Raw genomic sequence first — 12,311 nt, forward strand, 5'->3', positions numbered from 1 at the left:
CGTTCAGCCCATTCGCGGGCGATAATCCTCGGTCCCCCAATGCAGGACCTTGCGACCGGCAACGGAACCGGCGCGAGGATTGTAATGTCTGGCCAGCACGCCAAGTGCCGACTTGAGCATGACCTTGGCCGACCGCACCGGCCAGCCGCGCTCGGCTTCGACAAGTTCCAGCCCCTTCAGGAAGCAGCAGACGTCAATCAGGACGCCGGATAGCTCCGGCCCGACCGCATCGATCGCCCTGTCGACCCGCTGCCGCGCGGCGAGCGCCGCATCCGTCAGTTCCGCCAGGCCGCCGCCGGCACTGCGCTTGCCGGAAGAGACGCTCGCCACCCAGTTGGCGCCCATGCGCGGCATGATCTGGCCGCGCGTGTAGTCGGCACGCAGCCGTTCGCCAGCGACGAACTCGCTGTTGTTCAGGAACGGCTTGCCGGCCTTGGTCTTGCGTCGGGCGAGTTGGCCGAGTGGCGACTCCGAAAGGTTGATCAGAGCGGCATGTTGCCCGGCCGCGGTATCGACCGTCGCCGTGTCCAGTTCGCGGTGCTGGCTCTGGAAAGGATCGACTGGGCCCTCCTCTCGCCGTGCGGCCGCTTGCCCTTCCGGCGTAAGCCGCATCGCCCGGCCAACGCAAACGACAAGCCCTTGCCGGGACAATGCCGCAAGCACCTCGGCACCGACGGCGATCCTGTCGCTCCTGTCGTTCTCAAGCAGCATCTTGCCGGCCGTTGCGGCCGGCTCGCATTCTGCGGCCCCCTTGGCCAGCAGCGTGAGCACGCGCTTCTGTGCCTTTTCGTCAGGGGTGCTCATGTCAACCCTCCAGCCTGTCGCGAAACGCAGCGATCGCCACCCGCTCCGCCAGCGCCACGATCCGGTCAAACTCCGCATCGTCGCGCAGGTCCTCCACGGTATGGCAGGCATAAAGCACTGTGGTCCGGTCGCGCCCAAAGCCACGGCCGACCTCGCGCATGCTGAGACGAAACACGACATGGGCAACATACATGGCAATCTGGCGGAGGCGGCTGATGTCGTTGCCAGTCCGGCCAATTCGACGAATCTCCCTGCTTGGCACGCCGAACAACGCCGCCATGAGGTCGATCATCGCATCGCAACGCTCCACCACCTGGTCACGACGCCGGTCGGCGACAAGTTCAAGAACGGAACGCTCGTCCCTGGCGGCGGCCTCGCGCGCCTCCTTCTGCCGTTTGACCAATGTTGCCGACGTGGATCCCACCGAACTCTTCCCCCTTTGTGGATAGGAATAAGTTCTTATACCGGGCACGTCACAGGGTGTGAACAAAAAAGAACGATGAGGCAGCGGAAGAAACTTCAACACGCTGTAATCATTGTTCTATTTATTCCGCTCCAGTGAATTCTTGGCGCAGTTTCTCCCCACCCTGCAAGATGGCAGCATCATCGCACGATCACAGTCACATCAGGCAGGATCGCGATGCGGGATTTTTCGAATGAAATTGCAGCCTTCAGGCAGAACAAGCTGTCCGAATTGACTGACGCCCGGCAGCGGGCAGCACTGCAGCTCTGCTGCGGGATCGAGCTTTCGAATGCGCTTTCTGGGGAGCCGACATCGACCGTCGCCTTGCTCAAACGGCTCGAACGGGCGATCGAGCGCGAACGGCTCCGGGGTGTCAACCGCCACTGGAGCTACGATCTCAACCGGCACATCGCGCTCAAGCAAGTGCGCGATCGGCTGAAAGGCGTCTTCCCCGACCAGCCTGGGCGACTGTCGCTCAGGCCGCGCCGGCGCCGGCACAAAAGCAATACGGCGCCCGAAGGCGCCGCTCGCTAAACGTCTGTCGAAGGGAGTATTATTTACCCACCTTGCGCTTGCGGCCCAGGCCCATCTTCTTGGCCAGTTGCGAGCGAGCTGCCGCATAGTTGGGCGCCACCATCGGATAGCTGGCGTCAAGGCCCCACTTCTCGCGGTACTGATCGGGCGTCATGTTGTAGTGGGTCATCAGGTGACGCTTGAGCGATTTGAACTTCTTGCCGTCTTCCAGGCAGATGATGTAGTCGTCATGCACCGAACGCTTCGGGTTGACGGCCGGCTTCTGCTTGTCGGCGGGTGGTGTGTCGGCGACGTTACCGACGCGGCCAAGGGCTGCGTGAACGTCCGCGATCAGCCCCGGAAGTTCTCCTACCGGGACCGGATTGTTGCTGACATAAGCGGCCACCACGTCGGCGGTCAGTTCGATCAGCGTTTCGCTATTTGCTGCAGGCGTTTCGGAAGTATCCATATGCTTCAGGCCCCAATGTGACTGGTTGTTTTTTTGCCCGATATTGCGACCGGGGTGCGGCGCGATCTTGTATCGCAATTTGCCATTACGAGTCGCGTTCCATCACTTTAATGAGCCTGTAGCCATAACAAGTCAATTCACTATTCTTTGCAACTCCAAGAACAATGCATTCATCACTTCTCTAACAAATGAGCCTTTTTGACAGGGCAATGTCATCGCACGAGATCAAGTTACACAACGCTGAATGTTCTCTCCGGGGTCATTGTCGGCATTAGGTGGCAACAATGCGGTTCTTCTTATCCCTCGCCACAGTTTCAGCCAAATCGTCGCTGAGAGACCCCTGCCACAAGCGATATCCGGCTGAATAAGCCGCCTTGGCAAGCAAATCGGCCGAAATCGGCGCCATCAGCATGAAGAACACCACTCCAGCCCGCGCCGGCAATGCCGTGGAGAGTTCGCCGATATGCACCGCGCGACGAAGCAACTCAGGACAGGAACCAACCGTTCCGGCCTTCGAGACCGTGTGGAAATCGGGGAGGCGCAACAGCCGCTGGAAAGACGGCCATCGCAAGCAACGCACCAACCATGACCGGGCCGCCGGCAAGATAATCGCCAACGCTGCTGATCATGACCGGTTTTTCTTCGGCCTCTTGCTTGAGATGGACACCGCCGCTGGTCAAAAAATGCGGGAACGCAACAGTCGCAAGAAAGCCAACGAGGAAGGCGCCGCTGCCCCAGTCGTTACCAGCCATGCAGGGCCAAACCTGAACCTATCTTGTCAATAACCGGTGCCCGCCCGAGTGCTCAAGGCAACGCAAGCAACAGTTTTGCCTGATCAATACGGTGCGATGTACTTGCCATAGACCCAACCCGTGGCGAATTGCCCGTTCTGGGCGGGATCGTGCCAGACCTGGCACCAGCGATAACGCACACGCTGTGCCTGCTTCCATTCCGGCAAATGCGAAATGTCGAAGAGATCGACTCCGCCAGTGCATTTTCCGGTCATCTGCAGGACAGTGCCATTGGGATAGGCTGCCTGCTTCTGCGAACCATTGGACGGATACTTCCGGATGTTCAACGTGTCGCCAAACGGAACGTCGGTCACCTGCCAGGCGGCAAAAGCAGCCGCGTGGGCGTTGCCGGCGAATATTGCCGCTGTCGAGGCGACGGTCAGGGCTGCGGCGGTCTTCAAGAACGTGTTCATCTCTCTCCTCCGGCGAACCGGTCAATTGGAACGTTGACGAACAATGCAACTCAGCCCTTGAACCCGCCCTGATCGGCGTGTTCATTCGCCATTCAAGATTCACCGCATGCGAGACATGATGACCCGACCTGCCATTTTCGCCGACATCGCCCCGCCGTCGACCGAGCGCCGCCCCGTTTCCGACACCCGGCACGGCATCACCCGCATCGACGAATATGCCTGGCTGCGCGCCGACAACTGGCAGGAGGTCTTCCGCGATCCGAGCCTGCTCGATCCGGCAATCCGCACACATCTCGAAGCGGAAAACAGCTACCAGGCCGAATTGATGGCCGGCACGGCGGACCTGCGCAAGGAGCTGTTCGAAGAGATGAAGGGACGCATCAAGGAAGACGATTCCTCGGTTCCGATGAAGGACGGCCCGTTCGCCTATGGCTCATCCTACAAGAAGGGTGGCGAGCAGCCGCGCTATTTCCGCCTCCCGAGCGCAGGCGGCACGGAGGAGATCATCCTCGACGGCGACAAGGAAGCCGAAGGTCACGCCTATTTCCGCCTCGGCGGGATCGACCACTCCTCCGATCATAGCCGCCTGATCTGGGGGTTCGACGACAAGGGATCGGAATTCTACACCCTGCGTGTCCGCGACCTGGCAACCGGCGCCGAACTCGCCGACATCGTCGCCGATACGGGCGGCTCGGGCGAGTGGGATGCCGCCAATGCCGGCTTCTTCTACACCCGCCTCGACTCCAACCACCGGCCGTCGAAGGTCTTCTACCACGCGCTCGGCAGCGACGCCTCGACAGACCGCCTGGTCTACGAGGAGACCGATCCCGGCTTCTTCATGAACGTCGGCGGCACCCGCAGCAATGACTGGATCATGATCTCGATCAGCGATCATGAAACGTCGGAATACCGGCTGCTTCCCGCCAGCAATCCCCTCGCCTCGCCGGCACTCGTTGCAGCGCGCGAAACCGGCCTGCAATATGATCTCGAGGAAGGCGGCGACATCTTCTTCGTGCTGACCAATGCCGACGGCGCCAAGGACTTCAAGATCATGACCGCGCCAGCGGCGGATCCGGCGCGCACCAACTGGAAGGAACTTGTCGCCCACGAACCCGGCCGGCTGATCCTGTCGGTCATCGGCTTCAGGGACTTCATGGTTCGCCTGGAACGCAAGGAAGGCCTTCCGCGGATCGTGGTGCACGAACGCGCCACCGGCTCGGAGCACGTCATTTCTTTCCCGGAAGAAGCGTTCTCGCTCGGCCTGTCGGGCTCCTATGAATACGATACCGACACCATGCGGTTTTCCTATTCGTCGATGACCACCCCGACGCAGTTGTTCGACTACAACATGCGGACGCGCGGACGCGTCCTGCTCAAGACCCAGGAAGTCCCCTCGGGCCACAATGCCGATGACTACGTCACTCGGCGGCTGATGGCGCCGGCCCCCGATGGCGAACTGGTGCCGATCTCGCTGATCCACCATCGCGACACGCCGCTGGACGGCACGGCACCGTGCCTGCTCTATGGCTACGGCTCCTACGGCATGACCATTCCGGCCTCGTTCAACACCAACTGCCTGTCGCTGGTCGATCGCGGCTTCGTCTATGCCATCGCCCATATCCGTGGCGGCAAGGACAAGGGCTACGCCTGGTATGACGACGGCAAGCGCGCGGCGAAAACCAACACCTTCACCGACTTCATCGCCTGTGCCCACCACCTCGTCGCCGAGCGCTACACGGCGCATGACCGCATCGTCGCCCAGGGCGGTTCTGCCGGCGGCATGCTGATGGGCGCCATAGCCAACATGGCGCCGGATGCCTTTGCCGGCATCATCGCCGAAGTGCCCTTCGTCGACGTGCTGACCACTATGCTCGACGACACCTTGCCGCTGACGCCGCCCGAATGGCCGGAATGGGGCAACCCGATCGCCTCGGACGACGACTACAAGACCATCGCCGCCTATTCGCCCTACGACAATGTCGCCGCACTCGACTATCCGCCGATCCTGGCGGTGGCCGGCCTGACCGATCCGCGCGTCACCTATTGGGAGCCGGCCAAATGGGCCGCGCGCCTGCGCGAACGCAAGTCGGGCAGCAGTCCTGTGCTGTTCAAGATCAACATGGATTCGGGCCATGCCGGTGCCTCTGGCCGCTTCTCGCGGCTGGAGGAGATCGCCTTCAACTACGCTTTCGCACTGAAGGTCGTTGGGCTCGCCTGACATTGGAAACGGCAGACCGGCGGCTTGGGGCCGCCGGTTGCGTCAACCGGCAGGCTTCGGCTGTGGCGCGGGATAACCGTTGGGATGCGGCGGGATCGCCTTGAGATAGGCAGCGATTGCCTCGCGGTCTTCGGCGCTTAGCCTCGCCATGTTCTTCTGCACCTCGACCATGGTGCCACCGACCGAATCGAACTCAGGGGTAAAACCCGTTTCGAGATAGCTGGCGATGTCGCTCTCCGACCAGCCGCTGATCCCAGTCCCTTGCGGCGTTATGTTGGGCACGATGCCCTGTCCTTCGGCCGCCGCAGCACCCGCCAGCCATTGGCCCTTCCTGGTCCCGCCGTCAAAGCCGCGCGGCGTGTGGCATTCGCCACAATGCCCTGCGCCTTCCACGAGGTCACGACCGCGCAGGACTTTCTCAGGCGTGCCGTCGGCGAAGGCGATCACGGGCTGGTCGCTCAGGTAGAACAGCTTCCAGAGCCCGATGCCGGATCGGACATTGAACGGAAAGGCGAGCGTATGGCTCGGCGCCCTGCCCGCAACAGGCGGCAGCGTCTTCATGAAGGCGTAGATATCTGCGACCTCAGCCGGCTTCATGCGGGCATAGGAGGCATAGGGGAACGCCGGATAGAGGTGCTGTCCGTCGCGCGACACACCCTTGAGCATGGCATTGGCGAAGTCCTCAAGCGACCATCCGCCAATGCCGTCGTTCGGGTCGGTGGAAATGTTCGGCGCCACGAAGGTACCGTACGCCGTCTTCAGCTCGAGACCGCCGGCGAGTTGAAGACGTGCATCGCCCTCCGATTTCGGTTTGGCGTGGCAGGAGGCACAGCCGCCGGTATCGAAGATGCGTTGACCGCGGGCCGCGTCGCCGGCTCCCAGGGCAGCCACGGCATCGGGCCCCAGTCTTTCGGGAAGCGCCAGCCACCACAAAGTCGCGGCTCCGGCACCGCCAAGCGCCAGAGCCGCCACTGCAAACTTCTTGAAAGCACCCATGCGAAGGGATCAGCCCTTCTTGACGCGAAACGCCTCATGGCAGGTGCCGCAGGTCTGGCCGATGGTGCCGACCTGTGCCTTCAAGGCGTCCAGGTCCTGGGCCGGGGCGCCAACTGCCGAGGCCGTCACTGCCTTGAATTTGTCGACCTCGGCCTGGAATCCAGCCGGATCCTCCCAGATCTTGGGGGATGCAGTGGTGTCGCCCTTGTCGCTTCCTACCGGGAACGACGCCGCGACATCGATTTTCTGGACATTGTCGTTGAGCGCCGTCAAGGCCGCCAGAACGGCGGCGGCGTCGAAAGCGGATTCGCCCTTCACCATTTTGACGAGCGTGCCGACTTGCCTTGCGTTCTCCTTCATCACCGCCTGACGGTCGGTAATCACATCGGCGAATGCTGCAGTGGATGCGAGCGCCAGCGCTGCGACGGCGAGCACAAATTTTCTCATCAGGTCCTCTTTCGGTTGCAAAAGCTGCCTAGGGTGAACGGCGAAACTGGCCCAATTCGTCCCAAGATTCTCCTCACGCTTACGTGAGTCGGTGGAATAAATTTGCGTTCTCTCGACAAAAAAAGCCCCGGACTTGCCGGGGCTTTTCGTGGGTGAACCAGGCTCAGGCGTTTTCGTAACGCTCGAGCACGTAGTCCCAGTTGATCAGGCTGTCGACGAACGCCTCGAGATATTTCGGGCGGGCGTTGCGGTAGTCGATGTAGTAGGAGTGCTCCCAGACGTCGACGCCGAGGATCGGGGTCGCGCCGTGAACCAGCGGGTTCTCGCCGTTCGGGGTCTTGGAGATGGCGAGCTTGCCATCCTTGACCGAAAGCCACGCCCAGCCCGAACCGAACTGCGTCGTGCCGGCGGCAATGAAATCAGCCTTGAATTTGTCGTAGCCGCCGAGGTCGGCATCTACCGCCTTCTGCAGCGCGCCGGGCAGCTTGTTGCCGCCGCCGCCCTTCTTCATCCACTTCCAGAAGTGGACGTGGTTGTAATGCTGGGCGGCGTTGTTGAACAGGCCGGCATTCTTGCCAAACGACTGCTTCACCACCTCTTCCAGCGACAGCTTGTCCATGCCTGCTTCGGCAGCCAGCTTGTTGCCGTTGTCGACATAGGCCTTGTGGTGCTTGTCGTGATGATACTCAAGCGTCTCCTTCGACATGAAGGGCTGTAGCGCCTCGTAGTCGTAGGGCAATTCGGGCAATTCAAAAGCCATGGATCATACTCCCTTGCTGGCAATTTCGCGGCATGACTATGCCGTCTACAGATAGGTCGTCATCATCGTGTGACAACAGATGAGAGGCGCTGTTTTTCTTCGCTACACTCAGGCCTTGTCGGTCGAGTGCGCCCACTCCCAATATAGCTCGCGCGATTTTTTTGCTACCGGTCCGGGCTGGAGAATTCGCTCCTCGATGCGCGTGACCGGAACAACCTTGGAGTGATTGCCGGTGGAGAAGATTTCATCGGCTTCGAGGAACTCGCGCACCGAAAGCGTCTTCTCGACGACAGAGACACCGCTGCCGGCAAGAAGCGAAATCGTGCGGCTGCGGGTGATCCCGGAAAGGAAAGTTCCGTTGGGCGCCGGGGTGAACACCTGCCCGTTCTTGACCAGGAAGATGTTGGACGAGGCGGTTTCGGCGACGTTGCCTAGCATGTCGAGTACCAGGGCATTGTCGAAACCGCGCATCTTGGCGTCGAGGATTGCCCTGCCGTTGTTTGGATAGAGGCAGCCTGCCTTGGCATTGGTCGGCATGGTTTCGAGAGTTGGCCGGCGAAACGGCGATAAGCAAATCGAAAAGCCGGTCGGCGGAAGCATCGGCGATTCGTACAGGCACAGGCAGAACCGCGTCGACGCAGGGTCGGCCGGCACGCCCATGTAGCCACCGTGCTCGGCCCAATACATCGGCCGGATGTAGACGGCAGTCTTGCCGTCGAATTTCTTGAGCCCGTCCCAAGTCAGCCCGACGATCTGTTCCGGGCTCATGGTCGGCTTCAGGCCCAATGCGATGGCCGACGAATTGACCCGGCGCGAATGCGCTTCGAGGTCGGGAGCCACGCCTTCGAACCAACGGCCGCCATCGAAGACGGTGGAGCCGAGCCACATGGCATGGCTTCGCGGGCCAATGATCGCAACGTTGCCCTCGTGCCAGTCACCATCGACAAAGCTCCAGGTCGTGGATTGTGCAGCCGCCGCGAGCGTCATGGTGTTTTCCCATCCATCTTATTGATCGCTGGTATGGAAGAGGCTTTGGCGCGCCCCGTCAATCGGCAGCAAGCCGAAATGTTGGAGCCAGCCGATAGTTGCGCTTGCGCTCGGAACCAAGCCGTTGGACAACCGAAGGCATGCGCCACGCAGCCTACATATTCGATGCCTATGGCACGCTGTTCGACGTCCATGCGGCGGTTCGCCGCCATTCGGCCGACATCGGACCCGAGGGCCAGCTGCTTTCCGAGATTTGGCGGGCCAAGCAGCTCGAGTATTCCTGGGTGCGGACGCTCATGGGCGCCTATGCCGATTTCTGGCAGCTCACCGAGCAGGCGCTCGACTTTGCATTCCGCAAGGTGCCGTCGGTCGATCCCGCGATGCGCAGCAAGCTGCTCGACGCTTATTGGCGCCTCGATTGCTATCCCGAGGTTCCGGCAGTGCTGCGCAACCTGAAGGAAAACGGCGCACGGCTGGCCATTCTCTCCAACGGTTCGCCAGACATGCTGGAAGCGGCCGTGCGCTCGGCCGGGCTGGACCTGATCCTCGACGAGGTGTTCTCGGTCGACAGCGTCCGCCGATTCAAGACGGACCAGTCGGTCTATGATCTCGTCGCCAGCAGTTGGCGTCTTTACCCGGAAGCAATGTCGTTCCAGTCGTCCAATCGCTGGGACATTGCAGGGGCGGCAAAGTTCGGCTGCCGCACCGTCTGGATCAACCGCAGCAACCAGCCGGACGAGTATCGCGACCTGCCTCCATCGCTGATCCTACCTTCTCTGGAAGGTTTAGTTACAATTGGTTAGCTTACCATAGGTCAATATTGTTGCCATAACGCAACAGTGATTGGCCTGTCACACCTTCGCCATGCTTTGTCCACCCTAAGGTCGGAATTTGACCCGCCTATCTCCGCGAGCGTTAAGGGGCGACGCAGTTGGTTTCCTCTAAATTCACCATTTCTTTCGAACTGGAACTCTAGATCGCAGTCATGTCCACATTTACAGAATCACGTCCGCTCAGCCGTCGCGGCTTTTTGAACCTGGCGGCAGCGGGCGCCGCGTCGGCAGCGCTTTCTGCCTGCTCCACGGTTGGCGGAGGCGGTCAGATCGTCGATGCGCCTCCGGTTGCACCGCCCATGAGCGTCGATCCCGCTTTCGGTGGCGACTATGCCAGCATGTATGCCCCGGTCGCCGACGAGGGCTATGAAATCCCCGGCATCCCGCTCAAGAAAGTGAAGCCGCAGTTCCTGCGCCAGATCGTCCGCGACCCCACTGGCGAGCGCCCCGGCACCGTGGTCGTCGACACCTCGACGCACTTCCTCTACCTCGTTCGCGAAAACGGCGAAGCGATGCGCTATGGCGTCGGCCTCGGTCGTGCCGGCTTTGCCTGGCAGGGCCGCGCTGTCATCCAGTGGAAGCGCAAGTGGCCCAAGTGGACGCCGCCGGACGAAATGATCGGCCGCCAGCCCGACCTCGAAAAGTACAGCGTCAGGAATGGCGGCATGGCCCCGGGCCTCAACAACCCGCTCGGCGCGCGCGCGCTCTATATCTTCCAGAACAACGAGGACACGCTCTATCGCGTCCACGGTTCGCCGGAATGGTGGACGATCGGCAAGTCGGTGTCGTCGGGCTGCGTGCGCCTGATGAACCAGGACATCATCGATCTCTACGATCGCGTGCCCGGCAAGACGCCGATCCTGGTCACCAGCGGCCTCGGCACTGCCTGACCTTGGGCCCAGTCACCTACGAAAAACGGCGCGTTATCGACGCGCCGTTTTGCTATTGGCTTCTCGGGTCAGAAGCCCTTCTTCAGGCTTCCGAGAATTCCGCGCACCAGCGCACGGCCGACAGACGAACCAACAGAGCGCACGACCGACTTCAGTGCCGCTTCGGTCACCGTCTGTCGGTTTGAGGTCCGCGGCCTCGGCGCACTGCCCGTGTTGCGGCCGCCCGAAGCCGGCGGCGTGTCATTGCCAAAGCCCGGAATGGTCCAACCACCACCACCGCCACCGGTATTCGCCTGCTGGGCCTGTTCTTGCGCCTTCTGCGCGTCGAGCGCCTTCTTCTGCAGCATTTCGAACGCCGATTCACGGTCAACGGTCTGATCGTACTGACCCGCTACCGGGCTCTCTTTGATCAGCTTCTGGCGTTCCTGCGGCGTGATCGGGCCAAGCCGCGAGGCCGGCGGGCGTATCAGCGTCCGCTGCACCATCGACGGAACGCCCTTGGCTTCGAGCGTCGAGACCAGCGCCTCGCCGGTTCCGAGCTGGGTGATAGCCTTGGCACAATCGAAGTCAGGGTTGGGGCGGAAAGTGTCGGCCGCCGTCTTCACCGCCTTCTGCTCCCGCGGCGTGTAAGCGCGCAGCGCATGCTGCACGCGGTTGCCGAGCTGCGCCAGAACGGTTTCGGGCACGTCGAGCGGGTTCTGGGTGACAAAATAGACACCGACGCCCTTGGAGCGGATCAGGCGCACGACCTGCTCGACCCGGTCGACGACGATCTTCGGCGCCTCGTCGAACAGAAGATGCGCCTCGTCGAAGAAGAAGACCAGCTTGGGCTTGTCCGGGTCGCCGACTTCCGGCAGCACCTCGAACAGCTCCGACAGCAGCCAGAGCAGGAACGTCGCGTAGAGCCGCGGGTTCATCATCAGCTTGTCGGCGGCCAGCACGTTGATCGCGCCGCGACCATCGCGCGTCGTGCGCATGATATCGGCAATCTTCAGTGCGGGTTCGCCGAAAAAGTTGTTGCCGCCCTGCTGCTCCAGGACCAGAAGCGAGCGCTGGATGGCGCCGACCGACGGTTTGGTGACATTGCCATAGCGCGCGCCGATCTCGTCGGCCCGCTCGGCGACGTTGGCGAGCAATGACTGCAAGTCCTTCATATCGAGGAGCAGCATCCCTTCTTCGTCGGCAATGCGGAAGGCGATGTTGAGCACACCCTCTTGCGCTTCGCTGAGGTTCATCAGCCGCGACAGCAGCAGCGGTCCCATCTCCGATATGGTCGCGCGGATCGGATGCCCCTGTTCTCCGAACAGATCCCAGAAGATGACGGGGAATTCCTGGAAGTCATACGGGTCGAGCTTGATCGCCTCGGCACGGGCCGTGAGAAAATCCTTGGCCTCGCCCATCATGGCGATGCCCGACAGGTCGCCCTTGATGTCGGCGCAGAACACCGGAACACCGGCGTTCGAAAAGCCTTCGGCGAGAATCTGCAGTGTTACCGTCTTGCCGGTACCTGTGGCACCGGTAACCAGGCCATGGCGATTGCCGTACTTCAGCAACAGATCTTCGGGCCGCTGATAACTGTCGTCGGGCTTGCGGCTGGCACCAATGAAAATGCTGTCGTCCTGCGCCATGGGCTGTCTCTCCGGCAATGCTCTTTCACGACCGCATCAGCAGTCAGACCACAGGTATAGTGGCGGCGCTACGGTGCGACAATGGCTTGGATCGCATCG

General features: G+C 61.6%; 14 protein-coding genes and 1 pseudogene. 4 read left to right on the forward strand and 11 right to left on the reverse strand.

Annotated elements, in window-relative coordinates; genetic code table 11:
* Positions 1-3: 3 nt before the first annotated feature.
* Positions 4-804, reverse strand: coding sequence for a DUF6456 domain-containing protein (locus GGQ99_RS17770; protein ID WP_183263559.1), 801 nt, complete (start codon positions 802-804; stop codon positions 4-6).
* Between the two features lies 1 nt (position 805).
* Entirely contained in the window at positions 806-1,228 is a 423-nt protein-coding gene (locus GGQ99_RS17775; protein WP_245439465.1) for a helix-turn-helix domain-containing protein, read from the reverse strand.
* A 216-nt stretch (positions 1,229-1,444) separates the two neighbouring features.
* Here GGQ99_RS17775 and GGQ99_RS17780 point away from each other — a divergent pair, with 216 nt between their 5' ends.
* Entirely contained in the window at positions 1,445-1,801 is a 357-nt protein-coding gene (locus GGQ99_RS17780) for a cytoplasmic protein (protein WP_183263560.1), read from the forward strand.
* A 19-nt stretch (positions 1,802-1,820) separates the two neighbouring features.
* Here GGQ99_RS17780 and GGQ99_RS17785 read toward each other — a convergent pair whose 3' ends face one another.
* The 4 genes and pseudogenes from GGQ99_RS17785 to GGQ99_RS17795 all read right to left on the reverse strand — a co-directional run bounded on the left by GGQ99_RS17785 (position 1,821) and on the right by GGQ99_RS17795 (position 3,453).
* A complete protein-coding gene (locus tag GGQ99_RS17785; RefSeq protein ID WP_108608840.1) occupies positions 1,821-2,249 on the reverse strand; it encodes a Ros/MucR family transcriptional regulator in 429 nt (142 codons plus the stop codon).
* Between the two features lie 271 nt (positions 2,250-2,520).
* On the reverse strand, positions 2,521-2,661 hold the full coding sequence (locus GGQ99_RS26150) for a hypothetical protein (protein ID WP_246389669.1): 141 nt from the start codon (positions 2,659-2,661) through the stop codon (positions 2,521-2,523).
* Positions 2,662-2,673: 12 nt separating this feature from the next.
* Positions 2,674-2,829 (reverse strand): annotated as a pseudogene (locus tag GGQ99_RS26155) (hypothetical protein); the annotation flags it as partial.
* Between the two features lie 255 nt (positions 2,830-3,084).
* On the reverse strand, positions 3,085-3,453 hold the full coding sequence (locus GGQ99_RS17795) for an SH3 domain-containing protein (protein WP_183263561.1): 369 nt from the start codon (positions 3,451-3,453) through the stop codon (positions 3,085-3,087).
* Positions 3,454-3,571: 118 nt separating this feature from the next.
* Between GGQ99_RS17795 and GGQ99_RS17800 the strand changes: the two genes are divergently transcribed.
* Positions 3,572-5,671 (forward strand): S9 family peptidase, encoded by a 2,100-nt coding sequence (locus tag GGQ99_RS17800; protein ID WP_183263757.1) that lies wholly within the window; start codon positions 3,572-3,574, stop codon positions 5,669-5,671.
* 42 nt (positions 5,672-5,713) lie between these two features.
* Here GGQ99_RS17800 and GGQ99_RS17805 read toward each other — a convergent pair whose 3' ends face one another.
* The 4 genes from GGQ99_RS17805 to GGQ99_RS17820 all read right to left on the reverse strand — a co-directional run bounded on the left by GGQ99_RS17805 (position 5,714) and on the right by GGQ99_RS17820 (position 8,861).
* The gene (locus GGQ99_RS17805; protein WP_183263562.1) at positions 5,714-6,667 is read right to left on the reverse strand and encodes a cytochrome c; all 954 of its coding nucleotides are present in this window, start codon (positions 6,665-6,667) and stop codon (positions 5,714-5,716) included.
* A gap of 9 nt (positions 6,668-6,676) precedes the next feature.
* Entirely contained in the window at positions 6,677-7,114 is a 438-nt protein-coding gene (locus tag GGQ99_RS17810; RefSeq protein WP_183263563.1) for a c-type cytochrome, read from the reverse strand.
* 163 nt (positions 7,115-7,277) lie between these two features.
* Positions 7,278-7,874: a superoxide dismutase gene (locus GGQ99_RS17815; RefSeq protein WP_183263564.1), complete on the reverse strand. Its 597-nt coding sequence runs from the start codon at positions 7,872-7,874 to the stop codon at positions 7,278-7,280.
* 108 nt (positions 7,875-7,982) lie between these two features.
* Positions 7,983-8,861 (reverse strand): branched-chain amino acid aminotransferase, encoded by an 879-nt coding sequence (locus GGQ99_RS17820; protein ID WP_183263565.1) that lies wholly within the window; start codon positions 8,859-8,861, stop codon positions 7,983-7,985.
* 140 nt (positions 8,862-9,001) lie between these two features.
* Here GGQ99_RS17820 and GGQ99_RS17825 point away from each other — a divergent pair, with 140 nt between their 5' ends.
* A complete protein-coding gene (locus GGQ99_RS17825; RefSeq protein WP_183263566.1) occupies positions 9,002-9,664 on the forward strand; it encodes a haloacid dehalogenase type II in 663 nt (220 codons plus the stop codon).
* 182 nt (positions 9,665-9,846) lie between these two features.
* Entirely contained in the window at positions 9,847-10,584 is a 738-nt protein-coding gene (locus GGQ99_RS17830) for a L,D-transpeptidase (protein WP_108608846.1), read from the forward strand.
* A gap of 68 nt (positions 10,585-10,652) precedes the next feature.
* On the opposite strand, the gene GGQ99_RS17835 is transcribed toward GGQ99_RS17830, so the two are convergent.
* On the reverse strand, positions 10,653-12,212 hold the full coding sequence (locus GGQ99_RS17835; RefSeq protein WP_183263567.1) for a helicase HerA-like C-terminal domain-containing protein: 1,560 nt from the start codon (positions 12,210-12,212) through the stop codon (positions 10,653-10,655).
* Between the last annotated feature and the right edge of the window lie 99 nt (positions 12,213-12,311).

The organism is Aminobacter niigataensis (genome assembly GCF_014200015.1).
In the GTDB taxonomy this organism is placed as follows: Bacteria; Pseudomonadota; Alphaproteobacteria; order Rhizobiales; family Rhizobiaceae; genus Aminobacter; species Aminobacter niigataensis.